The following is a 25,505-nucleotide window of genomic DNA, read 5'->3' as shown; positions in this document are numbered from 1 at the left end:
GATTGACTTTACCTGTATCTCATCGTAAAATAAAATTATCAGTAACTTTCGTATGTTTACAGAAAATTTTCATCTAGAAAGGAGAGTCCTATGAAAAAAGTCCTCAAAAAACTATCCTGCGCTTTATTAGCCGCAGCCATGGTATGCGCCATGACTCCTCTCGCCGCCAGTGCAGCGATCAATTATTCCAAAACCCGGATCGTTTATATGCCCACATCCGGAAAGGACCTGGGATACGATGAGATCTCGATCAGCAATATTCCTGCTAAACAGAACATTCTCAAATCCAATGTTAAAGTGGTCAGCGGCGGTTCTGTGATCGCACTGGACTCCTTCGGTTCCAGTGGCTTCAAAAGTACCACGGAGGCTTTCCGCAAGGGTGCAAAACCGTACACTCACTCCGATCATTTCTACAATATCGGTTTTGCCGTTAAAAAGCCCGGAACCGGAAAGATTTCCTTCAAGGTCGGAAACAAAACCTATACTTCCACCATCAAGGTGCTTCGTTATGTCAACCCGTTGAAATCCGTCTCCATCACAGGTGTAAAAGGCAATCTTGCCGGAAAATTCAAAAGCTCCGGCCATAACGCCTTTCGTTACGCCAACAAGACACAGAAGAATGCTGTCATGAAATGCACCGCTGCAAATGGCTGGAAGATCACAGGCGTTTCTTTCAACAACAACCGGACCCATACACAGTATAGTACCAATTACAACGCTCCTAACAGCGGGGCTTCTTCTTCCACGCTCCGTATCGGAAACCTTTCCGCGAAGCAGTCCGCCTATATCAGCTTCACCCTTCGCAACACCAAAAACGGAGCGGTACAGTACTGTACACTTAATATGAACTGATTTATTTCGGTCTGTACCTTGACAAATCTGGTTTCAGAGTCTATAATTAAATTCCGCGCAGCCGGGGAGATAGCGGTGCCCTGTACCTGCAATCCGCTACAGCAGGGGTGATGCCAATCTGAGGCTTGTATCTTGCAGAGCAGCCCTTTATAAGTGGCGTTGACGTCTGGGTCTTACGCAACAGGAATCTGTGAACCGTGTCAGGGCAGGAATGCAGCAGCACTAAGCAGAAGCTCTTGTGTGCCGTGAGGGTGCCTGGGCTGAGTTAACTGTAAAGGTAACGTCTGTGAGACCATTCCGAGGTGCGGCGCGCGTAAAAAAGGTTATAATATATGATCTCTATATAAACAGCATTCCCGCCGGGTCCGTCATTTATGACTGATCCGGCGGGATTTTTTGTACTATTATTTTATTTACAATATCCGGCAACTACCTGATTGATCAGCTTGCCGTCTGCCTTTCCCTTCAGATCTCCCATAACTGCCTTCATGATCTGGCCTTTATTTCCTGTTGCCAGAACATCTGCAAATTTCTCCTCGATATAAGCCTTGATCTCTGCTTCATCCATCTGCTTCGGAGCATATTTCGCAATGATATCATATCTTGCCTGATACTCCTCTTTCAGATCTGTACGTTCTGCAGGGCAGGTGTCGATCTGCTCTTTTGCTGTTTTCAGCTCTTTCAGGATAACTTTGTCTACAAGCTCTCCTTTGATGTCATCACGGCATCCCTCATCAATGGCAGCTTTTTTTACTGCTGCGATCAGTGCGGAAACTGCTTCCTTTGTTACCTTATCTTTGGCCTTCATTGCTGCTACCATGTCTTTTCTTAAAGCTTCAAGTTCCATTTTTTGTTCCTCCATTTTCTGTCGTTCCTGTATCAACAACTTTCGCTTGGTCTGAATGGATTTTCTGTCTGTAATAGTGAAATCCATTTATGATTTTATTTTGATATTTTCACAGGATTCTGTCAAGAGTAAATCTCCCGGGACTTTTCGTTCTGTTCCGCTCTCTCTGACTGTGTCTGCCCGGCAAGGCGCTCTGCTTCCTGCTTCTTCAGGATTTTTGCCTGCTTCTTTTTCTCCCGCAGTTCCCTGAAAAATGTGGAAAGCATTTCGGAGCATTCCTCTTCCAATACCCCTTCTGTGATCTTTACCTGATGATTAAAGCCTTCGATCTGAAGAAGATTCATCACAGATCCGGCACAGCCTGCTTTCGGGTTCATACAGCCGATCACCACCTCATCGATCCTGGACTGTACCAGTGCACCGGAACACATCTGACAAGGCTCCAGCGTTACATACATGGTGCATCCCTCCAGACGCCAGTCTCCCAGCTTTTTACTAGCCTTTCGGATAGCATTAAGCTCTGCATGAGATAAGGTATTTTTATCTGTATTGCGACGATTGTAGCCTCTGGCTATGATCTTTCCCTCATGCACGATCACGCAGCCGATCGGCACTTCCTCCAATGCACGGGCCTTTTTTGCCTGGCGGATCGCCTCTTTCATAAAACGTTCCTGATCTGTCACGTTTTTACTCCTCCTGTAACTTCACATTCCGGAAAAAGCTCCGGGATTCTATCTGTTCATACTAAGACTGCTCTCAGCCTTCTGTCCGTTCGATTATAACTTTTCAAATATTCCATGTCAATCTGCTGCAAAACAGATATTCGCACACAGCCAAAAACGCCACAGAAATTTCCACACTAATTTCTGCAGCGTTTTTTTTATTGTATAACAGAAAAACGCAGACAACGGAAGCTCTCGCGAACTCCATTGTCTGCGTCAATGAATGCATTATATCTGCTTTTTTCCGGAAAGTCAAGCAGCCAGATTATTTGTGAAGTGACTCACCATTGGTAGCGATCACATCTTTATACCAATAGAAGGATTTTTTCTTATAACGGTTCAGTGTACCTGTTCCATCGTCGTTGCGGTCCACGTAGATGTAGCCGTAGCGTTTTTTCAGCTCTGCTGTAGATGCACTGACAAGGTCAATGCAGCCCCAGGAGGTGTAGCCCATAAATTATATGTTTTTTTTCTTCCATGAGCAAGTCCCCATCTCTGCTTACTGCTTTTCGCAACTCCGCAGGAAACTTACTTGATTCAGTCAAAAAGGCTTGCAGCTTTTCTCGGGGGAGAGTATGCTTGTAGTATCATAAATAAGAGAAACAAGGGGATTTTCCTATGAAAATATGTGGATTTAACAAAACAACCCTGCTGGATTATCCGGGAAGGGTAGCCTGTACCATATTCTTAGGCGGCTGCAACTTCCGCTGCCCATTCTGCCAGAATGGAACTCTTGTCGTGGAGCCTGACACCCAGCCTGAATATTCCCAGGAGGAAATCCTGGCTTTTCTAAAAAAAAGAAAGGGGATTCTCGATGGCGTCTGTATTTCCGGCGGTGAACCCACACTTGCACCGGAGCTGCCGGAATTTCTCAGCAGGATCAGGGAGCTGGGCTATGATGTGAAGCTCGATACCAACGGTTCCCGCCCCTCCGTGGTAAAAAATCTCGCAGCAGCTGACCTGATCAACAAGGTTGCCATGGATATCAAGGCCTGTCCTTCCAACTATCCTGTGCTTACCGGTGTACATGCTGATCTGGATGGGATCCGGGAAACTGCCGGATGGCTGCTGGACGGACACCTTGATTATGAATTTCGTACAACAGTTGTGAGGGAACTTCATTCCGAAAAAGATTTTCAGGAGATCAGCCGGTGGTTAAGCGGTGCAAAAGCTTATTATCTCCAGGCTTACCGGGATTCCGACGGAGTTCTGATACCGGGATTCTCTGCCTGCTCCGAGGAAGAAATGAAAAACTACCGGGATATCCTGTCTCAGACGATCCCGGTAGTAGAAATTCGTGGTATGGAGCTGTGATCTGCGGATTTGCAAAACTGTTTGCTTATCTGCATGGATGCCGAAATTTTTCTGATCAGATGTTAATAAAACAGTACCAGTATCCTCCCTTTCCGCCTGGGATATGAATATCCGGACATTCCTTAAAGTAGGGAAAGCCAAACATATTGGCCATAAACCGTTCCTGCTGGCTGTATCCACCGGGTACTCCCAGTATGTACTGTCCCCGGGGATTTCTGCACAGCAGAAGATGGCCGAAATTCTGATATCCGTACATGACAAAACGGTTGCTGCAGAAGCAGCCGTTTTTTCTGCATAAGGCACTGCAGTCCGATGGTCTGATCTTGCGGCAGTCTGTGAAATAGCCGTCGTTAAAGGGATCATCACAGGGTATTCCCGGAAGTGGACGAGATGGCTCCGGTCGCGATGGTTTCGGCGGATGCGGTGACGGCTGGCCTGGCCGTGGTAGTTCCGGCGGATGCGGTGACGGCTGGCCTGGTCGTGGTGGTTCCGGCGGATGCGGTGGCTCCGGCGGATGCGGACTGGGAGCCTGATATGAATTTCCGGTTTCCGATGTCTTTAATACATCCTCCTGAATCTCCTCCACCGTCATGATCCTGTCTGACTCCTTCTGATTTTCCTGCACTTCTGGCAAGGTTCCATCTTTTTGATTTTCTTCTTCCTTTTCTTCCCGCTCTCTGCCTGTTTTCTCCGCCGCCTTCTGATATTCCGTTCCTGTTTTCTCCGTTTCCTTCCGAAATTCCGTTTCTTTTTTCTTCCACTCGCGGAAATTCTCCGGCCGGATCGGCTGATCATCCCATTCCGTTCCCCAGAATCCGCCGGCATCGGAGATCAGAAGCAATCCTCCAAGCTCCTGAAGACTTTTTCCCATGCCTCCAATATCCCCTGTATCCGTCTCCAGTGCGCACTCGATCCGTTCCCGCCCGGTAACACAGTTTCCGATCAAAATACCATCCATCAGCCCTTCCTGCCGCACAAACCCATACACTCTGCACCGACTTCCAGGCTCCAGTCCAACGCAGCGCAGATGAACCTCCACACGGCATTTCCTATCTCTGGCCTCCACCCTCACATAACCGCTGCTGCTATCTTTTTTTCCTTTCCGATACTCGTACACATACGCAACAAAACGCTGATATCCAGCCAACGCACGTCCCTCCGGTATTTCGGTTTCGTTAATATATATGAAGATCGAGAGAAATCATTCCATCAACTGAAAAAAGCTCCAGGATGTACAAACATAAAAAAGAACCCCTCAACCAAGGGATTCTCAAGCTGTTAGTCGAAGCGACAGGATTTGAACCTGCGACCTCTGCGTCCCGAACGCAGCGCTCTACCAAACTGAGCCACGCTTCGTTATTCTGTTTCAGTTGTTTGTGTGTTGCTCAACTGCAAGAGCTATTATATTAGAGTTTCTGTACTTTGTCAATAGAAAAAATTAAAATTTTTCAAAAAAATCGAATTTTTTCTTTTTTCCTGCTTCGGGCATGCATTTTCGCAGACCCGAAGCAGTTTTGGGAAAGGTTCTTTATAACATATCAAATATATTCAGGTGAAATATATGCTTATTTCACTGTAACTGTTACCTTTTTTGTGATTCCGTTGCTGCTTACATAGATAACAGCTTTTCCTTTTTTCACACCTTTAACAACACCTTTGCTGCTTACAGTAGCAACTTTTGTATTGCTGCTTCTGTAGGTGATCTTTGCCTTTGAAGTAGCAACTGCCTTGATGGCTGTTGTTTTCTTTGCTTTTACACTTACAGCTGTTTTGGATGTGATCTTCAGGCTACCTTTTTTTACTGTGATCCTGCAGGTTGCTTTGTAGCTTCCGCATTTTACTGTAATTGTAGCTGTTCCTGCTTTTTTTGCTGTTACTTTTCCGCCTGCGCTTACCACTGCAACGGATTTATTACTGCTTGTATAAGTAACTTTTCCGCTAACGCCTGTTTTTTCCACTTTGATCTGGCTTGTTCCACCCACAAATACAGTTTTCGCTGAAGCCGAAGCTTTTACAGCCGGCTTCTTGACTGTGATCTTGCAGGTTGCTTTATAATTTCCGCATTTCGCTGTGATCACAGCTGTACCTGCCGCCTTTGCAGTTACCTTTCCATTTGCGGCTACAGCTGCAACAGATGGTTTACTGCTTGTATAGGTTACTTTTCCGGTAACACCTGCGGTCGTTGCTTTCAGCGTCACTGTAGCTGGAGATCCTTTTACATAAAGCGTCTTCGCTGATGCATTCAGTTTTACAGATGGCGTTTTTACAGTAAGCTTGTACTGTGCAGTTTTTCCTGCTGCAGATGTTGCTGTGATCACGGCTGTTCCTGCTGCTTTCGCAGTTACTTTTCCGTTCTCGTCCACAGATGCAACCGTTTCATTATCGGAAGCGTATGTTACATCCTTGCAATTCTCGCCTGTTGCTTCAAGCTGTCTGGAGCTTCCGATATAAAGAACTCCTGAATTTTCTTTAAAAGCAATCGTTCCATACACCAGCTGAACAGAAACATCTGCATGACCATCACTGGAAACTCTTACTGTATAGGTTTCATTTTCCGGTCTCGCTACAGTGGAATCCAGAGCAACCACTCCATCTGTAGTTACTGCATCCTGTACAAGATATGTTGTCTCTGAAGCATGTCCGACACCTGTTGTATAGAAAACAGATACCTTCGGATTTTTGTATTTATCAAGATTTGCAAGCTTAACATGGGTGCTGTCCGTAAATTCCGGAGAAACAGCCATCTCTTCTGTTGCCTGCGGTTTAACATAAATACCATCTGCAAATTCATATACATACGCGCCGTCTGCCATAATGTACGTGATCTTGTTTACGGTTTTTCCCTCAAGACCTGTATCTTTTGCAAAGGCAACCTTATACACCTTCAGCCACATCTCGTTCATATGACGCATGCCATATTTTCCGCCGTCTGTTGTTTCCAGGATCATTCCCTGAATCCCGGAGTTAACTGCAAAATCGGAATCACTCTTTGTATTGCGGAGATATTTTGTGCTGGTTTCTTTTACATCAATCTCATAATCTCCCCAGCGAGAAGATGTTTTGAGTGTTGCCTCCGCATCTGTCACAGTTGCTTTTACATTAAATTTTGTAGCACTGTATGTTCCATCTGTATTCAGTGTTTTATACTGCCCAGGCTCTACCGTCGGAGTACGTCCCAGGGTGATCCCTGCTGCTTCTGTATATACTCCGCTTTCCGGAAGTTCTCCCGCTTCTGAAAGGATCTGCGCCTCTACATACGTTTTTGCATCTGTAGCTACATTAACCTTTTTTACTCCTGCGATCTCATAGCCATTTTCTGTCAGATTCTGAACATCTGCATTTCCGAAAACAGTACTTTTTCTGGTTGTGGCAGATGTAACGGAATCATACTTGCGGCTCGTTGCATCTCCCGCATAAAATTCCTCGTATGACAGAGATGCCGTACCGTAAAGTGTTCCTGTCAGTGCCTGATGTCCATTTGCCACCTTATAATAAATATCTGTTCCCGGAATCTGTGTATATCCATCCAACGCTCCCTTTACCCAGTAATAGGAAACATTGGAAACCGTGATCGGCTGGCCTGTCAGTGTGATATTTTTTGTCATATCCACATAATTGTCGCTTGAGATCATAACCGTATAGATCTCATCCCCGGCCCTGGCTACACTGCTGTCAAAGGTTACCACCCCGTTCTCTGCCACTGCATGATCTACAACATATGTTGTTTTTTTACCATGACCACTTCCTGTTGTATAGTATACGGAAACCTTAGGGTTTTCATATTTGTCAAGGTCATCAACTTTAACCTGGGTTGTATTTTCTTTTACAAAAGCCGCCTGTACTTTCATTCCTGCTTCAGGCTGTTTTTTCACAAGAGGAGCTTTGTCTCCGAACTCATATACATAGGAACCGTCCGGAGTAATATAAGTCACCTTTGATATTTTTTCCCCGATAAGCCCGGATCCTGCTGAAAACGCAAGTTCGTAAGGCTGTACCCAGATTTCATAGGTATGACGAAGTCCTACCTTCTTACCACTGGCAGTTTCAAGGATTACTCCCAGTGTATTTCCACCTACGGCAAAATCACCCTGCCTGGAATTGCGGAGATATTTTGTGCTGGCTTCTTTTACCACCAGCATGTAATCGCCCCAGATCGATGGTGCCTGGATCTGGGCAGATGCATCTGTGACTGTTGCTTTTACATCGAATTTTGTTGCACTGTATGTTCCGTCTGTATTCAGTGTTTTATACTGTCCTGTTTCCTGTGACGGCGCTTCATTCAATGTAATATCTGCTGCCTCTGTATAGACACCCTCTCTCGGAAGCTTGGAAGCAGCTTTCAGCGCCTGTGCATCTACATAGGTTTCCGCGTCCACTGCAACACTTACATTCTTCACACCTTGGATCTGATATCCGGAAGAGGTCCCCTCTGTGCTGTCCTCATTAACAAAAATCTGATTTTTACTCGTTGTTGCCGAAGTGATAGCGTCATAGCTCTCCTGAGTGGTATCCCCGGCATAAAATTCCGAATAACTTAAAGTTGTCGTTCCGTACAGTTTTCCGTTCAGAGCGGTCTGTCCATCTGCCACTTTTACATAAACGCCTGTTGTTCCTATCTGTGTATATCCCTCTGCCGGCTGCATGGACCAGAGATATTTCACTCCTGCAACAGTGATCTCAGAAGCATCCTGAAGAACCTCGCCTGCTTCTGCCATAAATGCTTCTCCATCACCGAATACCTCTTCTGTATCATCCTGGATCTGCGACTCCTCTTCCTGTTGAATCTCTTCTGCTGAAATTTCTGCTGCTTCTTCCTGAATAGCTTCTGCATCACTTTCTTCCGGCTCTTCCGACTGGATATCAGCTTCACCAACTTCCGGCTGGTCCTGGGAAACAGACTCCCGATCCTCGCTCTCTCCTTCTTCCTGTGCTGTATCTCCTTGTGTTTCTTCTGACACGTCACTAAAAACTTCCGCCTCAGACGCCATTGCCGTTACCGGCACTCCTGACGCGATCACCGCTGAGCTCAGAACGAGTGCAGCTGACTTCTTAAAAAGCTTCCACTTATGCATACCTGTCCTCCTCTTTGTCTTTTATATTACACGACTTTATACCAGATCATGACCTTACAGCTGCTCTGGTTAATTGAAATTTCTTCTGCAGAATATTCAACATATGTCAGTTTCTGCAGAAGTGCTCTGTCAAGCACGCTTTAGTTTGTCTAAACTAACATATCGTCATTTTATCAATGCTTAAATTATTTGTCTATACATATCTGGCAAAAAAGCCTCGCGGTTATTGTTGTTTTTTTCTCAACTAAAAATTGTTTTCAAAATATTTATATTATTATCTAATATTTCAAACAAAAAAAGTATATATTCCAAGACATCATTTCAGGAAATGCAACAGCCATTGCCATTTCCTCCGGCATTCTCAGATCATATACTTTTTTATATTTCTATATTTTTGCTTTCTTTTATGCCCAGCGGCTCTTCTGTTCTTCGCAGATGCTGTTCCACTGGCAGTTTCCACAGATTTCCTTACGTTTATCCGTCGCAAGGATTTTTTCCTGGACTTTTTTTGTAAATTCGCTGAAGTGCAATGTCTGTCCGGCCTTCAGTCCACATTTTTCCAGCACGGCATTGTCATACTCTGCCACTTTATCTCCGGCTTCGCAATGTCCGCCCAGATTATTCGGACAGGCAGAGCAGATCTCATCCGTATCCACATGAAGCCTTATTTTCTTTCCCTCCAGAAAAATCTTCAGCATCTCGGCCATATGTGCAGTAAAACCGTTACTGTAGCCTTCCCCCTTAAAATACGCCAGGCACATACCATGATGAGGGCGCAGAGGAATGACTATTTCCTCTGTGCCCTCATCAGAAGCATATGCCGTAGCACTGCTTTTATCTTGCATATTTACGTACCTTTCCTGATAAAACATAAGCCAGTGCAATCTTGATAAGATCCGGAATGATAAACGGGAACACACACCAACCAAGAACTGCCATAAGGCCTACCGGACCTGTGCTTCTTGTGTAGGCAAACATAAACCATGCGGTTCCAAAGGCATAGCATACGATCAGTCCAACGATCATGGAAATGATCTGAACAACCGGCTTTCTGCCAAAAACGTGCTCAATTGCCCACATAACAAGTGCGGAAAAGATAAATCCAATGATATATCCACCTGCATTTCCGAGAAGAGCTCCAATGCCTCCGGAAAATCCTGCAAAAACCGGAACTCCTACTGCTCCAAGAAGAACGTAAACCAGAACTGCCAGAGTTCCTCTTTTTCCTCCAAGCACACCAACTGCCATAAATACTCCAAATGTCTGCAGAGTAAACGGTACCTGTGCCGGAATGGAAATCCATGAGCAAACTGCCATCACTACTGCAAAAACTGCAATGTAAACAAGATCATACGTCTTGCTTCTGCCTGCTGCCACTGTTGTCATAATAATCTGTATCCTTTCTTTCCTTTTCTGCTTTTCCTGTCGGAAGATCATTCCTGTCCTTTATAAATGATATCCGCTCTTTCGCTGTTAACAATTTAACACAGCAGGATTTGAATGTCAACTTAATTTTATTTTTTAAGTTTACATTTTACAATGCCGTTTACTACTATGTAAACCTGCCATTTACAAATGATATTGTCAATTTTCACTTTCAAATTCCCATCTCTGATGCTATACTGAAACCAATGAGTTTTCAGCAAAAAGGGGGATTTTTCCACATGGATATACACGATATTCATAACATCAGCACCAACTGCACACGGACTGAATTTGTAGGGACCGCAGTCCTTGACACAATCGGACTCGTGATCTCCGGAGTTGATGATTCTCTGCTTAAAAAGATGAACGTAGGTACCCAATACCACTGTCTGGGGCTTTTCAGTTCCCGAACAGGCGCTGCCGGCCAGATCACAGCTATTGACGATGCAGTAAAAGCCACAAATACAGAAGTCCTTTCCATTGAACTTCCAAGAGACACCAAGGGCTGGGGCGGTCATGGAAACTATATCGTCCTTGGCGGAAATGATGTATCCGACGTGCGTCACGCCATTTCTCTGGCTCTGGAACTGACTAACAAATATGCAGGTGAGGTCTACATCAGCGAATCCGGCCACCTGGAGTTTGCTTTTTCCGCAAGTGCAGGTCCTGCTATCCATAAAGCCTTCGGCACACCTCTGGGTGAAGCATTTGGTTTCATGGCAGGTTCTCCGGCTGCTATCGGTCTTGTGATGGCAGATAATGCCGTGAAATCCGCAGCAGTATCCATTACACAATATATGACTCCGAATATCGGTACCAGTCATTCCAATGAAGTGATCATCGCCATCTCCGGTGATGCCAGTGCTGTAAAAGCTGCTGTACTGGAAGGCCGTCAGACAGGCCTTGAGCTTCTCATCGGTATGGGAACCTATCCGGAGATCCCGGGTACGCCGTATCTGTAAAATTTCCGGATTGCAGGAAATTTGTGAATTTCCACACACTACACTTCACGAAACACATATCTGCGTCATGCATACAAAAACAGCGCTGCAAGGATCAGCATACGATCCTGCAGCGCTGTATTTCTCTTAAATATTCTCCTCTGGATTTTCCCGGATCAGCCCACCTGATATACATCTGCAGACTGAAGTCCGAAGCTTAATGCCTCAGAATGGCTTCCACAATAGATATCCACATGTCCGTAAGGAGTTCCCAGATCCTCTACCGTATAAACAGTGCCGTTGATCAGAAGCTTGGTCCCAAACGGAACACCTGCCATAGCAACGGTACGTCCTGCTGTCGGAACTGTTCCGCTGGCTGTAAGATTGCCGGCTGTACCGCAGCACTGTGCACAGTTGCAGTATGCGGTCAGTGTAAAGTTTCCAAGATATGTTCCCTGACTGGAAGAACCGGAATCGGACGTATCCGCAGAGGCATCTTCCGTCTCCTCGGAAGCTGTCTCATCATTGGAAACCTCCTCAGAAACCTCCTCCTGGGAGCTGTCCTCGGAAACATCTTCGGAACTTCCGGACTGTACATCATCCGCTTCCTCTTCCTCCTCTACAACAATGTCTGTACTTGTAGAGCTACTGGAAGACTCGGTTGTATCCTCCTCCGGATCATAGCCATAATCATCGTCAGAATCAGCCTCTTCACTGTCCTCGTTATCCTGATCGGCTTCTTCCTGGGCTGCCGCTTCTGCTGCCTGTCTCTCAGCCTCTGCTGCCGCTTCAGCCTTAGCTTTCTCTTCTGCAGCCTTCTCCGCCTCTGCCTGCTGTACCAGAGCGGTAATACTGCTGTCTGCATTACTGATATCTGCCATCAGCTGCTGAGCCTCTTCCTGGCTGGCGCTGATCTGGTTTACATAAGAGTTAATATCATCGCTTGTGCTGGAAGCCATGGACTGCACTTCCTGTTGTTTGGCTGCACGCTCCGTCATCAGATCATCGATCTCTGCGGACTCCGTCTCAACCTTTTTCTCATTCTCCTGGATATTCTTCTGAAGACTCACATATTTATCCAGCATGTCTCTGTCGTATGTAGAAATCTGTATCGCATTCTCCGCGCGATTGAGGAATTCTGCAAGGCTTTCGGAAGAAAGCAGTGTCTCTAGTGCGGAAGTTCCGGCATTTTCATACATATATGCGATTCGAAGCTTCATGGATTCATACTGATCTGCAGAAGCTTTCTTTGCTTTTTTCAGTTCTTTTTTTACTTTATTTAATTCATCTTCCTTCTCAGCAGCCTGGATACTAAGCTCAGAAATGCTGTTGGTAAGATCCTCATACTGTGCGTTTAAATCAGCCAGATAGCTCTCCAGCTCCTGCTTCTTGCTCTCCAGTGTGCCGATGCTGCTCTGTACCTGCGCAAGACCCTCCTCAGCGGCCTGTTTCTCCGCCTGTGCCTCTGCGATCGCAGCGTCTGTACCTGATGCATATACGGTGCTTCCCATGGAAAGGGTCAGCATACCTGTAAGCAGTAATGTGAAAACTTTTCTATTCTTCATATAAACACCTTTCGTCCTTTCATGGATTCTAGTATAACACATTTTTCATAAAAAGCAATAATTTTATTTTATTTCTGTAACAAATACGTAATAATTTAAATTTTTATGAACTGAAAAGCGTTTTTTGTTTTCCGGAGCATAAAAAAACTGCCCTCTCACAGATTTATCTGTAAAACGGCAGTTTTTATTCTATGCTGTTTCAATCCAAAGATCATCAGCTACGAGAATACTTCTCTGATGTAATCCCCCCTGAAGCTGCTTCTCTTACTCCGCAGCCTCCATAAGAACCTCATTCTCAGCTTCCTCAGCCATTACTTCCTGATACTTGTCCAGGATGATCGTCTGGATCTGCTCTCTTGTTGCTGAATTGATCGGATGTGCGATGTCACGATATTCACCGTCGCTTGCCTTACGGCTTGGCATTGCGATGAACAGTCCCTTCTCGCCTTCGATCACCTTGATGTCATGTACCACAAACTCATCATCTATTGTGACAGACACAACGGCCTTCATTTTCCCTTCTTTTGCTACCTTCCTCACACGTACATCTGTAATATTCATTGCTACTTGCCCCTTTCATTTCGCTAACCGTATCTGCGGAAAACTGATCTTCCGCATTTATAATACGTAGCGTTCGTTTTTCTCTACGACGATCTTCACTTCTCCTTCTTCGCCGCAGTAATATGAATTCGCCCGGATGGTATCCCGGCTCTCAACAATGCAATTCTCAATATGCGTATTATCTCCAAGATATACGTCATTAAGGATCACAGAGTTTTTGATCACACAGTTATTTCCTACAAATACATCACGGAACAGAACAGAATTCTCCACGGTTCCGTTGATGATACATCCGCTGGACACCAGACTGTTCTTCACAGTTGCACCCGGATTGTACTTAGCAGGAGGTACATCTGCGATCTTGGTTTTGATCGCCGGCTCCTGTTTGAAGAAATAGTTCCGGATCTCCGGTTTCAGGAAATCCATATTTGTCTGATAATAAGCCTCTGCAGTAGAGATATTATTCCAGTAGTTATCGATCTTATATCCGTAAATCCTCTTCAGATTTTTGTAACGGATAAGAATATCATTTACAAAATCATGCCTTCCTTCCTGGGCAGCACGCTCGATCAGTTCGATCAGCTGCCTTCTTCGGATGACATAGATACCAGTAGATACCGTATTATAGGAGGAAACGATCGGTTTCTCCTCAAATTCCTCGATCCGACAGTCCTCATTCATGCGAAGAACACCAAATCTCTCAACCTGGCTCTGATCCTTGCATGTAGTACATACAACGGTAACATCTGCCCGCTTTGCGATATGATACTCCAGGACTTTATTGTAATCCAGCTTGTAGATTCCATCGCCGGAAGCGATCACCGCATAGGGTTCATGACTGTTCTTTAAAAAGCTCAGGTTCTGATAGATCGCATCTGCAGTACCCTGATACCATAAGCTGTTATCTCTGGTAATGGTTGGAGTAAAGACATAAAGTCCTCCCTGTTTTCTTCCGAAATCCCACCATTTGGATGAACTTAAATGCTCATTAAGGGAACGGGCATTATACTGTGTCAGCACAGCAACCTTCTGGATATGTGAATTTGCCATGTTGCTGAGGGCAAAGTCGATCGCGCGGTAACTTCCTGCAATAGGCATTGCCGCGATTGCTCTTTTGTTTGATAATTCTCTCATGCGGTTATTATTACCGCCTGCCAAAATAATACCTATCGCTCTCATTCTTTCCCACCGTCCTTTGCTGCAATTACCTGGCCGGCTGCCAGTTCTCCGTCAGGGTAGTCTTCTTTTGTTGTAACACCGGCGATAGCGGTATTCTTACCGATTTTGACACCGTCCGGAATCACGCTGTTTTCGCCGATAGCCACAAGTCCAAAGGAATATACAGCCGGTTTCAGAACATTTGGTACCTCCTCGCCGCATCCGATCACAACATTATTTCCGATGACAACATCTTCTGCCACGATGGCTTTATCCATAACAACGTTCTCACCAACTGCTGTATTCTTCATGATAATAGAATCACGGATCACACTGCCCTTGCCGATGATAACATTCGGACCGATCACTGAATTATGTACTTCACCATAGATTTCTGTTCCCTCACCGATGATACACTTGTCCACAACTGCATCTGCGGAAATATACTGTGGCGGGATCACATCTCCCTTGGTGTAGATCCTCCAGAATTCCTCATAAAGATTAAACTCCGGAATGATATCGATCAGCTCCATATTTGCTTCCCAGTAAGAACCAAGAGTTCCTACATCTTTCCAGTAGCCGTTGTACTCATAAGCAAAAAGGCGCTGCCCCTTCTCTTTACAGTACGGAAGGATATGTTTACCGAAGTCACAGCCATTCTGATCCTTCAGGGCGATCAGTGCTTCCTTCAGAACCGGCCATGAGAAAATATAGATACCCATGGATGCAAGATTGCTGCTTGGATGCTCCGGCTTCTCCTCAAACTCAGTAATACGGCTGCTCTCATCAGTAACCATAATACCAAAACGGCTGGCTTCCTCAATGGGAACCGGCATACACGCGATCGTAATATCTGCCTTGTTCGCCTTGTGGAAATCCAGCATCACTTCGTAATCCATCTTATAGATATGGTCACCGGAAAGGATCAGTACATAATCCGGGTTATACTGCTCCATATAAGCCAGATTCTGATAGATCGCATTGGCAGTTCCTGTGTACCATTCACTGCTTGTGCTCTTCTCATACGGAGGAAGGACTGTGACACCGCCTTCATTGCGGTCAAGATCCCACGGAATACCGATACCGATATGTGTATTCAGGCGGAGAGGCTGGTACTGTGTCAGCACACCCACCGTGTCAATTCCCGAGTTAATACAATTGCTCAGTGGAAAATCGATGATACGATATTTACCACCAAAAGCGACTGCCGGCTTTGCAACCTTTTCTGTCAAAACTCCTAACCTGCTGCCTTGCCCACCGGCCAAGAGCATGGCAATCATCTCTTTCTTAATCATGCGATCACCTCTTGTATGTTATGATTATTCCATTATAGCATACTTTACTGTATTAGTGAACATTTTTTACAATTATTTTAGCTGTATTTTACTTTTTTTATCGCTATTGTATATTATAAATTGGTAAGACTCATCATTTTTTTCATTCCTCTGGTAATTTTCAACATTTTTCGATGTTATTTTCTGGTTACTTTTATATTCCGGAAAAAACCGCTTTTTTAGCCAAAAGAACCACTTTTCAATTGTTTCTGTTGGCGTTATAATAAAACAGACAAAAGAGCTACGAAAATAACATATATATAAGGAGATTATTATGTATCAGATAGACTTTCATAAACCGCTCCATATTCATTTCATCGGGATCGGAGGCATCAGCATGAGCGGCCTTGCCGAGATCCTTCTGGAAGAAAATTTCCGGATTTCCGGTTCCGATGCCAAATCCAGCCCGCTGACCCGCACACTGGAAGAACGTGGCGCTGTGATCTATTACGGACAGCGCGCTTCCAACATCAAGGATGATGTAGATGTGGTTGTCTATACAGCAGCGATCCACCCGGACAACCCGGAATTTGCCTGTGCGAAAGAAAAAGGGCTTCCAATGCTCACCCGCGCAGAGCTTCTGGGACAGATCATGCGGAACTACGATACACCGATCGCAATTTCCGGAACCCACGGAAAAACCACTACTACTTCCATGGTTTCCCATATCCTTCTTGAGGGTGACTGTGATCCTACCATCAGTGTTGGCGGAATCCTTCCTGCTATCCACGGAAACATCCGCGTTGGAAATTCTGAGACCTTTATCACAGAGGCATGCGAATACACCAACAGCTTTTTAAGCTTCTTCCCTAAGATCAGTGTGATCCTGAATATGGATGCCGATCATCTGGATTTCTTCAAGGACATCGATGACATCCGCCATTCCTTCCGGAAATTTGCAGAGCTTCTCCCTGCTGACGGTACTCTGATCATCAACGCCGACACACCGGAGTATGAGACGATCACCCGGGAGCTTCCATGCAATGTTCTTACCTATGGTCTGGAGCACGATGCCGATTACACCGCAGCAGACATTACCTGGGATAAATACGGACATCCTTCCTTCTCCGTTCTCTTCCGGGGCAAAAAGATCGGTAGCTATTATCTGCGTGTACCGGGTATCCACAACGTATCCAATGCACTGGCCGCCATTGCCGTAGGACGCCTTCTGTACCTTCCGGATGATGTGATCGTCAAAGGTCTCGGAAGCTTTACCGGTACAGACCGTCGTTTCCAGCATAAAGGTGAGATCGGCGGTATCACCATCATTGATGATTACGCGCATCATCCAACCGAGATCGAGGCAACCCTTCATGCTGCAAAGAATTATCCGCATCAGAAGGTATGGTGTGTATTCCAGCCTCATACCTACACACGTACCAAAGCTCTTCTTCCGGAATTTGCAAAAGCGCTGACTCTGGCCGATCATGTTGTACTGGCTGATATTTATGCCGCACGTGAAACAGACAATCTTGGTATTTCTTCCCAGGATCTCCAGAAACAGATCCAGGAACTTGGAACCCCCTGCGAATATTTCCCGACTTTTGATGAGATCGAGAGCTTCCTCTTAAAAAGTTGTGCACATGGTGATTTGTTGATAACTATGGGCGCCGGAGACGTTGTAAATATTGGAGAACACCTTCTCGGAAAATAATTATCCACATTATCCACATGCTTATGCACATTTCAGACGTGCCTGGCATGTGGATTTTTTTGTGTATAACCTACTTGACATAATTCAACAGCCAAATCCAACAAATACCGCATTTTTCTTACAAAATTAAGGTTTTTGTTAGTTGCTGATAATGTTATCCTCAAAGTTTTCCACACTATCCACATTTTCCACATGGAAATTGGTGCACAACTTCTGTGAAAATAGACTATTCTCAAGTAAAAGCGGTTGTGCTATAATCCTTTTTAGCATGGCGGACTTTGGGATATCGCCTGAAATATCTGCTGTATTTTAGAAAGGGAGCTGCTGATCATGAGCCTGATTTCACTTCAGAATTCCTCTGAACTGGGGGTAACGATTCTTTCCAATCGCTTTATTGACAATTTCATGCCTCGTGCCAACGGGGAGTTCGTAAAGGTATATATCTACCTTCTCCGGATGGTATCTGCCACTCCTTCTTCTTTCAGCCTGGAGCATATGGCAGACAGCCTTTTCTGCACGGAAAGAGATATTTCCCGTGCACTGAAATACTGGGAAGGTGAGAAACTGATCGCATTAGCCTATACTGCAGATCAGAAGCTTTCCGGGATCACTTTGCTGGAACCTTTTGCTGATACCGGTCATAGAGAGAGTAGCGCTTCCATGGATACTTTCACCGGTTCCGGCAATTCTGCTTCCGCTTCCGGAAACACGGATCCGGGAGTCCCGAGCTCCGCTGATTACATTCTCAGTCTCACTCCTGACCGGATCAGAGAACTTAAGCAAAACGAAGAGATCAGTCAGCTTCTCTATATCACAGAGCAGTATCTGACCAAAACACTGACGCCTACAGAAATGCAGAAGATCCTTTTTTTCTATGATGAGCTCCATATGTCTGCGGATCTCATCGAATATCTGGTGGAATACTGTGTTTCCAGAGGCCACAAGAGTATGCGTTATATTGAAACTGTTGCACTCGCCTGGGCAAAAGACGGCATCACCACCGTCGAGATGGCACGGGATGCCAGCTCCCGTTTTTCCAAGGATTATTACACGATCCTGAAGGCTATGGGGATCAGCGGCCGCAACCCTGTTGATAACGAGATCACTTACATTGATACCTGGCGCAAGACCTACGGTTTTGATCTGGAGCTGATCCAGGAAGCCTGCAGCCGTACTGTCCTTTCCACCGGACAGCCCAGTTTCCAGTATGCGGATAAGATCCTCTCCGGCTGGAAAAAGAAAAACGTACATACGCTGGAGGATATCCGGCTTCTGGATGCCGCACACAAAAAACGCCAGCTTGAGAAATCTGTTTCCAGGAAGAAGCAGCCCCAGACCCAGCCTCAGAATAGCAACCGCTTCAATAATTTCCACCAGCGTGATTATGATTTTGCGGAATATGAGAAACGTCTTTTAAATAATCAGTAACAGAAACTGGAAGGAGCGCTTTATGCCTTTACAGAATTTTCAATATGATACTATAATGAGAGAATACAGCCGTCGGCAGGCACAGAATCACCGCATTCTGGAAGAACACACAGCCGAAGCCTACGGAAAGATTCCCCGTCTGAAAGAGATCGATGACGAGGTGGCAACTTTAAGTGCCGACAAAGTACGACGTCTTTTAAACGGCGAAGAAAAGGGAACTTCAGATCTGAAGGCAGCCATTCAGGAGCTTTCCGATGAACGGATCACCCTTCTTGTTGCAAACGGCTTTCCCGGAGACTATCTGGAGATGCCTTACACCTGCCCTGACTGCCAGGATACCGGCTATATCGGCAGCCGGAAATGCACCTGTTTTAAAAAAGCTGAGATCGAGCTGCTTTATGCACAGTCCAATCTGAATGAAATTCTCGAAAAAGAGAATTTTGACAGCTTTTCATTTGACTATTATTCTGCTACAATAAAAAACGAAGCCACGGGACTGTCTGCCCTGGAAACAGCCAGACGGGCCTATGACACTGCACAGCGCTTTGTGCAGAACTTCGACCATAAATTTGAAAACTTGTTTTTATATGGTGATACCGGTGTGGGAAAAACCTTTCTTTCACACTGCATCGCCCGAGAGCTTCTCAGATCCACCCACTGTGTCCTGTACTTTTCCGCCTACGATCTTTTTGATATGATGGCTGCGAATTCTTTTTCCCGAAAAGATACCGGCACAGACGAGGAACTGATCTATGACTGTGATCTTCTGATCATTGATGACCTGGGAACGGAGCTTACCAACAGTTTCGTATCTTCACAGCTTTTTCTCTGTCTCAATGAGCGGATCATGCGCAGGAAATCCACGATCATTTCCACGAATCTGACGCTCAAAAATTTCTCGGATACCTATTCCGAGAGAACATTTTCCCGAATTGCCAGCAACTATCAGATGATATCGTTGATCGGGAAGGACATCCGTATACAGAAAATATTTTTAGGAGGAAATTAAAATGGCACAGGTAAATACAAAAGATTTTTCCACACTCCCGGTAGGAAGACTTGGACTGATTCCCCTTCAGAGCTGCAGCTCATTAGGCGCGAAGGTGAATGACTGGCTGGTCAAATGGCGTGCCGAAAGACAGTATCCTGGAATGGACTCCTTTGCATTCGAGGGATACAAGCGCGATTCTTACATTATTGACGCCAAGACTCCACGTTTCGGCTCCGGTGAGGGTAAATGCACCATCAACGAATCTGTCCGCGGTGATGATATCTACGTAATGGTAGATGTGACAAATTACAGCTTATCCTATCCGATCGGACCTTACACGAATCTTATGTCCCCGGATGATCATTTCCAGGATATGAAGCGTGTTATCGCCGCTGTAGGCGGAAAAGCCCGCAGAGTCAACGTGATCATGCCATATCTCTATGAGAGTCGCCAGGACAAACGTGTCGGAAGAGAGTCTCTTGACTGTGCCAATGCACTTCATGAGCTGATCGATATGGGTGTTGAGAATATCATCACCTTTGATGCACATGATTCCCGTGTACAGAATGCGACTCCTCTTCATGGTTTTGAGACTGTACAGCCATCCTACCAGTTCATCAAGGCTCTTCTTAATAATGAAAAGGGACTTCATATCGACAAGGATCATTTCATGACGATCAGCCCGGACGAAGGAAGCATGAACCGTGCGATCTATCTCGCCAATGTCCTCGGTGTTGATATGGGTATGTACTATAAACGTCTGGATTACTCAAGATATGTAAACGGCCGTCATCCGATTGCAGCATATGAATTCCTCGGACCAAAGATCGAGGGCAAGGATATGATCCTGATCGATGATATGATCTCCTCCGGTGATACGATCATTAAGATCGCGTCTCTCCTGAAAGAGAAAGGAGCAGGCAGAGTTTACATCTGCTCTACCTTCGGATTCTTTACCGATGGTCTTGATAAATTTGACGATGCTTACAAGAAGGGCTACTTCGACAAGCTTCTTACTACTAACCTGGTTTATCAGTCACCGGAGCTTCTTGAGAAGCCATACTACATCAGCTGCGATATGAGCAAATATATTGCTCTGATCATTGATACGCTGAACCATGATACCTCTGTCAGCCACCTTCTGAATCCGGTAGACAGAATCAAACGCTGCGTAACAAATTACATGAGCCAGCATGAGAAATAAATAAATCATAACGCACGCAAAGCGGCTGCACCTTCTGAGAACGATATAACAGTTTCTCAGAAAGCGCAGCCGCTTTATATTTCTGTAACAGACGGATATCCATGATCCGCATCTGCTGTCTGCTTTGCTTTTGATCTTTATGCTGAAATCTTCCTGCAAAAGCTCACATAGGAAGCTTCTGATAGGGAATCCTCTCTTTATCCAGGATCTCCATTTCTCTTTTATGGCAGGTACTTATGATCACCTGTCTGTTTTCTTTATGCAGCCACCTGAGAGCCGCTGCAAGACGTTCTTCATCATACATGCCAAATACATCATCCAGGATCACAGGGAACGGTTCCTCTTTGCAGAAAAGCTCTCCTGCTGCCATACGAAGGGCAAAATAAATCTGCTCCAGTGTCCCGCGACTCAGTCTCTCAATGGATACGATACGCTCCCCTGTGTTCACAGACATATGCAGTGCCTCATCCATCAGAACCTCCTGGTATCTGCCACCGGTGATCTCACTTAATATCTCAGATGTACGTTTTTTCAGACGGACCCCTACCTGATCCGTAATGTTTCCGGAAAGTGCCTCAATCGTCTCCATAGCCATATTCAGCGCCTGGATCTCCGTTTCCTCCGGAGTGATCACTTCTGTGTTTTCTTCACATTCCGTCAACTCTGCCTGCAGGTTCTCCAGCGCTGTATGCTTCTCTTCGTAGTCACTGTCCAGACTGTTCCGGTTCCAGGTCAGCTCCTCATGTCTGGAATGCCAGCGCTCTCTCTGACGTTCTCTCTTATTCAGCTCCCTGCTGAGCCGTATGCGAAAAAACAATGCCGCTACAGAAATCGCCGCAGTTGCCACGCCTGCCAGAACACTGAAAATGACCTGCCCGGAAAAAGCTGCCAGGCAGCCGGTACCGACAATCCCACCAAGCAGCACAACTGCCAGAACTGCATCTGTCAGCTCCCGTCTTCTTTTTACACGATCGATCCGAAGCTCAAGAAGATCCTCTGTACTCCGTTCTCTGGTCCCTATGTTCATCCCGTCCTGCTGCTGCATGATCCGATCACGCTTCTCATCCAGTTCACGGATCTCTCTGCGGATATATTCCATGTTTGCGGAAATCTTTTCTTTTTCCTTTTCCAGCTCCTTTTTTCGCCGGGCCGCTTCTGTCAGATATCCTTTTCTGGACATTTTCAGCATCTGCATGGCTCGTCCCATGTCAATGGAACTGTCACCGGTTCCCTGATAGCTGGCCATGTAATTCTGCAGTTCACGTACGAGATCTTTTCCTGTAACGCTTTTCAGCTGTGCCACAGACACCGTATTATCATAAACTGCCTCACTTACATTTCCCAGAATAGTCCCAAGAGCTCCCTGTTCCGCATCCACAAGACTGCCATCATCTTCACAGAGAAGCTCTCCCAACTTCTTTTCTTTATAAAAATTCCTGGTAAGACGATACTTCTTCCCCTTGCTTGTGAACCACATGATCCCACCATATTCTGCCGGATTTTCCCATGGTTCATATTTTGTATATGTATCGTTCAGAGCAGCCTTTCCCCGCAGTCTGCGAACGCCGTAAAACATGGAGCGGATAAATGTATGTGTGGTAGTTTTTCCACTCTCATTTTCACCGTAAAGTACGTTGATCCCAGGTGAAAGCTCCATATCCTTGTCCCGGATCTTCCCGAAATTTTTTATTTTTAAACGTCTGATAACCATCTTATGCTATCCTCCTGTGCTGCCCCTTTATCGCCGGCTGCCTGTCTCAAGCAATGCCTGAAGCCCATAATACAGCGCCTTTTTTTCCACGGTATCCATACCCTCTTTGGCCAGAAAATAGCCGATATAATCACCGATCAGAGTACCGCTGTAGCGTTTGTAGAGCTCACCAAGATCATACGCCGGCCAGGATTCATCCACAACATCGGTAACATTTCCGAGACTTTTCAGTTTCTCAGGGATCAGAAGAAGATCCGGCGAACGCATTCCCTGAAGAACGATCCTGTAGATATTCCTTCCTCCTCTGCGGAAAATCTGGGATTTTACCGCTTCTTCCAGAGATATCTGTGTAGTTTCCTCGTGAAGTGTCATTACCAGCTGCTGATAGGAACGACAGGCAAAGGGAACGAACTCTGTACGGATCCTTCCGTTGATCAGTCGTCCCTCCATATATCCATGTTCCCCTGTATCATTCCTGTCAATGGGCTCCAGAGCCCCGGAAAAGGCCGCCTGGTCACGGATCAGGATCTGCGGCTTGTGGATATGCCCTAACGCTACATAATCGAAGCCTGACGCCGCCAGAGCTGCTGCACTGAGAGGAATATGCTTCTCATCGCCGCCATGAGCCAGCAGAATATGGATTCCTTCTTTCTGGACAGGGACAGCCTGATCATAAAGTCCGTCTTTTATTTCCCGGTCATAGTAACTCAGTCCATATACATAGACATCAAGCCTGGGATCTTTAACGCAGGTCAGTTCCCTGCTCCTGAAAAATATAACATTGGAATTCCACTCAAACGTATTATAAAAAGAATCTCTGCTTATAAAATCATGATTTCCTGCCATCAGATACACTCTGGTATCCGGGATGGTGGAAAACAGATAATTTACTTCCTTAAGCTCTCTCATAAGAGGCTGGCGGTGGAACAGATCTCCGGATATAAATAGCAAATCCACCGGATCTTCGCGGATGCCCGCAATAACCCGGCGGAAAGTGCTCCAGATTTCTTCCTCCCGCTCTTTGCTCCACGGGCAGCCCCTGTCGGGAACTGCGCCCAGATGCACGTCTGCAAGATGAATAAATCTCATAATGTTCTCCCTTGTGTGTCAGTCACACATATCAATACCTGTTGCCAATTTCTCCCTGCTGTTCTCTGATCTCAGGAGCACAGAACGTCCTGCTGTGCAAAAGTGTTCTGATCAAAGATCGCAGTTCTTTACAGTTCTCGGGAATGGGATCACGTCACGGATGTTGCCCATACCTGTAAGGTACATGACACATCTCTCAAATCCAAGACCAAAGCCGGAATGACGTGTGGAACCATATTTACGAAGATCCAGATAGAAATCGTAATCCTCCGGTTTCAGACCCAGCTCATCCATACGTGTTCTCAGCTTGTCGTAGTCATCCTCTCTCTGGCTTCCTCCGATGATCTCTCCGATTCCCGGCACCAGACAGTCCATAGCCGCAACTGTCTTTCCATCCTCGTTGAGTTTCATGTAGAATGCCTTGATCTCCTTCGGATAATCTGTAACAAATACCGGTCTCTTGTAGACCTGCTCTGTCAGATAGCGCTCATGCTCTGTCTGAAGATCACATCCCCAGAATACCTTGTAATCAAATTTGTCATTGTTCTTCTCAAGGATCTCAACAGCCTCTGTATAGGTCACATGCGCAAATTCAGAATTAAGCACATGGTTCAGTCTGTCAAGAAGCCCCTTGTCAATGAAGGAATTGAAGAAGTTCATTTCCTCCGGTGCATTCTCAAAGACATAACGGATCACGTATTTCAGCATAGCCTCTGCAAGCTCCATAGCGTCCTGAAGGTCTGCAAACGCACACTCAGGCTCGATCATCCAGAACTCAGCTGCATGACGGGTAGTGTTGGAATTCTCAGCACGGAAGGTCGGTCCGAATGTGTAGATATTGCGGAATGCCTGTGCATAAGTCTCTCCGTTCAGCTGTCCGCTTACGGTAAGGTTTGTCTCCTTTCCGAAGAAATCCTGTGAATAATCAACACTTCCATCCTCTGTCAGTGGAATATTCTTCGGATCCAGTGTTGTTACCTGAAACATCTCTCCTGCACCTTCACAGTCACTTCCTGTGATCAGCGGTGTATGCACATAGACAAAGCCTCTCTCCTGGAAAAATTTATGGATCGCATATGCACAGAGAGAACGTACACGGAATACAGCCTGAAAAGTATTTGTTCTCGGTCTTAAATGTGTCATGGTCCTTAAGTATTCAAGACTGTGTCTCTTCTTCTGAAGTGGATAATCCGGTGCGGAAGCTCCCTCTACAGATATCTCTGTTGCCTGGATCTCAAATGGCTGCTTCGCCTGAGGGGTAGCTACCAGCGTTCCCTTAACAATGATGGCTGCTCCAACGTTCAGCTTGGAAACCTCTGCGAAATTCTCCATGTTATCATGATATACGATCTGAAGAGTTTCAAAAAAGCTTCCATCATGAAGTACGATGAATCCAAACGCCTTGGAATCACGAACACTTCGTACCCATCCACCTACGGTGATCTCTTTGTCGAGATACTGTTCACGGTTTCTGTAAATCTCTTTCACTGTTGTCAGTTTCATAATCTATACCTCATTCCTCATATTCAGGATCACACGTCCCTGCGGACCTCCAAACGTCCGTATCGAATTAAGTATAGACTATTCTCATGGTTCGTGCAAGGAGTAATTGCCCTGTCGGACAGAAAAATAGCGGG

20 protein-coding genes, 1 tRNA gene, 1 other RNA gene and 1 pseudogene are annotated in these 25,505 nt (G+C 45.7%); 8 read left to right on the top strand and 15 right to left on the bottom strand.

Annotated elements, in window-relative coordinates; all coding sequences use genetic code 11:
• Positions 1-90 precede the first annotated feature (90 nt).
• A complete protein-coding gene (locus DMI82_RS05670; protein ID WP_110102769.1) occupies positions 91-852 on the top strand; it encodes a hypothetical protein in 762 nt (253 codons plus the stop codon).
• 53 nt (positions 853-905) lie between these two features.
• An RNA gene (gene ffs, locus DMI82_RS05665) (signal recognition particle sRNA large type) lies at positions 906-1,167 on the top strand.
• A gap of 94 nt (positions 1,168-1,261) precedes the next feature.
• On the opposite strand, the gene DMI82_RS05660 is transcribed toward ffs, so the two are convergent.
• From DMI82_RS05660 to DMI82_RS05650, 3 genes and pseudogenes are all read right to left on the bottom strand, one after another.
• Complete coding sequence (locus DMI82_RS05660; protein WP_022426683.1) at positions 1,262-1,699, bottom strand: GatB/YqeY domain-containing protein; 438 nt, start codon at positions 1,697-1,699, stop codon at positions 1,262-1,264.
• Between the two features lie 122 nt (positions 1,700-1,821).
• Positions 1,822-2,382: a tRNA adenosine(34) deaminase TadA gene (gene tadA / locus DMI82_RS05655; RefSeq protein WP_227574179.1), complete on the bottom strand. Its 561-nt coding sequence runs from the start codon at positions 2,380-2,382 to the stop codon at positions 1,822-1,824.
• A gap of 304 nt (positions 2,383-2,686) precedes the next feature.
• Positions 2,687-2,875 (bottom strand): annotated as a pseudogene (locus DMI82_RS05650) (family 1 glycosylhydrolase); the annotation flags it as partial.
• 164 nt (positions 2,876-3,039) lie between these two features.
• On the opposite strand from DMI82_RS05650, the gene DMI82_RS05645 reads away from it, so the two are divergent.
• Positions 3,040-3,735 carry an anaerobic ribonucleoside-triphosphate reductase activating protein gene (locus DMI82_RS05645; RefSeq protein ID WP_110102768.1) on the top strand — a complete coding sequence of 232 codons (696 nt, stop codon included), beginning with the start codon at positions 3,040-3,042 and terminating at the stop codon, positions 3,733-3,735.
• A gap of 55 nt (positions 3,736-3,790) precedes the next feature.
• Here DMI82_RS05645 and DMI82_RS05640 read toward each other — a convergent pair whose 3' ends face one another.
• The 5 genes from DMI82_RS05640 to DMI82_RS05620 form a co-directional block, all read right to left on the bottom strand.
• On the bottom strand, positions 3,791-4,882 hold the full coding sequence (locus DMI82_RS05640; protein ID WP_110102767.1) for a DUF6128 domain-containing protein: 1,092 nt from the start codon (positions 4,880-4,882) through the stop codon (positions 3,791-3,793).
• Between the two features lie 135 nt (positions 4,883-5,017).
• Positions 5,018-5,091, bottom strand: a tRNA-Pro gene (locus DMI82_RS05635).
• 209 nt (positions 5,092-5,300) lie between these two features.
• A complete protein-coding gene (locus tag DMI82_RS05630) occupies positions 5,301-8,807 on the bottom strand; it encodes an Ig-like domain-containing protein (protein ID WP_110102766.1) in 3,507 nt (1,168 codons plus the stop codon).
• Positions 8,808-9,211: 404 nt separating this feature from the next.
• On the bottom strand, positions 9,212-9,652 hold the full coding sequence (locus DMI82_RS05625) for a DUF1284 domain-containing protein (protein WP_092072233.1): 441 nt from the start codon (positions 9,650-9,652) through the stop codon (positions 9,212-9,214).
• Positions 9,642-10,193, bottom strand: a complete 552-nt coding sequence (locus tag DMI82_RS05620; RefSeq protein ID WP_015525656.1) for a biotin transporter BioY — start codon at positions 10,191-10,193, stop codon at positions 9,642-9,644. The genes DMI82_RS05625 and DMI82_RS05620 overlap by 11 nt, the downstream gene beginning before the upstream one ends.
• Before the next feature lie 278 nt (positions 10,194-10,471).
• Here DMI82_RS05620 and pduB point away from each other — a divergent pair, with 278 nt between their 5' ends.
• On the top strand, positions 10,472-11,194 hold the full coding sequence (gene pduB / locus DMI82_RS05615; protein WP_015525654.1) for a microcompartment protein PduB: 723 nt from the start codon (positions 10,472-10,474) through the stop codon (positions 11,192-11,194).
• 155 nt (positions 11,195-11,349) lie between these two features.
• On the opposite strand, the gene DMI82_RS05610 is transcribed toward pduB, so the two are convergent.
• The 4 genes from DMI82_RS05610 to DMI82_RS05595 all read right to left on the bottom strand — a co-directional run bounded on the left by DMI82_RS05610 (position 11,350) and on the right by DMI82_RS05595 (position 15,752).
• Positions 11,350-12,738, bottom strand: coding sequence for a PcsB-like coiled-coil domain-containing protein (locus DMI82_RS05610; protein ID WP_021652858.1), 1,389 nt, complete (start codon positions 12,736-12,738; stop codon positions 11,350-11,352).
• A gap of 264 nt (positions 12,739-13,002) precedes the next feature.
• Positions 13,003-13,299 carry a septation regulator SpoVG gene (spoVG, locus tag DMI82_RS05605; RefSeq protein ID WP_015525652.1) on the bottom strand — a complete coding sequence of 99 codons (297 nt, stop codon included), beginning with the start codon at positions 13,297-13,299 and terminating at the stop codon, positions 13,003-13,005.
• 57 nt (positions 13,300-13,356) lie between these two features.
• Positions 13,357-14,478, bottom strand: coding sequence for a glucose-1-phosphate adenylyltransferase subunit GlgD (glgD, locus tag DMI82_RS05600; RefSeq protein WP_021652857.1), 1,122 nt, complete (start codon positions 14,476-14,478; stop codon positions 13,357-13,359).
• Entirely contained in the window at positions 14,475-15,752 is a 1,278-nt protein-coding gene (locus DMI82_RS05595; protein ID WP_110102765.1) for a glucose-1-phosphate adenylyltransferase, read from the bottom strand. The genes glgD and DMI82_RS05595 overlap by 4 nt, the downstream gene beginning before the upstream one ends.
• Before the next feature lie 313 nt (positions 15,753-16,065).
• On the opposite strand from DMI82_RS05595, the gene murC reads away from it, so the two are divergent.
• The 4 genes from murC to DMI82_RS05575 all read left to right on the top strand — a co-directional run bounded on the left by murC (position 16,066) and on the right by DMI82_RS05575 (position 21,068).
• On the top strand, positions 16,066-17,445 hold the full coding sequence (murC, locus tag DMI82_RS05590) for a UDP-N-acetylmuramate--L-alanine ligase (protein WP_110102764.1): 1,380 nt from the start codon (positions 16,066-16,068) through the stop codon (positions 17,443-17,445).
• Positions 17,446-17,775: 330 nt separating this feature from the next.
• Positions 17,776-18,873: a DnaD domain protein gene (locus DMI82_RS05585; RefSeq protein WP_110102763.1), complete on the top strand. Its 1,098-nt coding sequence runs from the start codon at positions 17,776-17,778 to the stop codon at positions 18,871-18,873.
• Between the two features lie 22 nt (positions 18,874-18,895).
• Positions 18,896-19,882 (top strand): ATP-binding protein, encoded by a 987-nt coding sequence (locus tag DMI82_RS05580; protein ID WP_015525647.1) that lies wholly within the window; start codon positions 18,896-18,898, stop codon positions 19,880-19,882.
• A gap of 1 nt (position 19,883) precedes the next feature.
• The gene (locus DMI82_RS05575) at positions 19,884-21,068 is read left to right on the top strand and encodes a ribose-phosphate pyrophosphokinase (RefSeq protein WP_015525646.1); all 1,185 of its coding nucleotides are present in this window, start codon (positions 19,884-19,886) and stop codon (positions 21,066-21,068) included.
• A 163-nt stretch (positions 21,069-21,231) separates the two neighbouring features.
• Here the strand turns inward: DMI82_RS05575 and DMI82_RS05570 are convergent, their stop codons facing one another.
• The 3 genes from DMI82_RS05570 to asnS form a co-directional block, all read right to left on the bottom strand.
• Positions 21,232-22,779 (bottom strand): ATP-binding protein, encoded by a 1,548-nt coding sequence (locus DMI82_RS05570; RefSeq protein ID WP_110102762.1) that lies wholly within the window; start codon positions 22,777-22,779, stop codon positions 21,232-21,234.
• 27 nt (positions 22,780-22,806) lie between these two features.
• Positions 22,807-23,868, bottom strand: coding sequence for a metallophosphoesterase family protein (locus DMI82_RS05565; RefSeq protein ID WP_110102761.1), 1,062 nt, complete (start codon positions 23,866-23,868; stop codon positions 22,807-22,809).
• A gap of 111 nt (positions 23,869-23,979) precedes the next feature.
• The gene (asnS, locus tag DMI82_RS05560; RefSeq protein WP_022426258.1) at positions 23,980-25,371 is read right to left on the bottom strand and encodes an asparagine--tRNA ligase; all 1,392 of its coding nucleotides are present in this window, start codon (positions 25,369-25,371) and stop codon (positions 23,980-23,982) included.
• Positions 25,372-25,505 lie beyond the last annotated feature (134 nt).

Origin of the sequence: Blautia sp. BCRC 81119 (assembly GCF_003184505.1) — a bacterium.
GTDB classification, from domain to species: domain Bacteria; phylum Bacillota; class Clostridia; order Lachnospirales; family Lachnospiraceae; genus Blautia_A; species Blautia_A fusiformis.
This window is presented reverse-complemented; position numbering and strand designations above follow the sequence as displayed.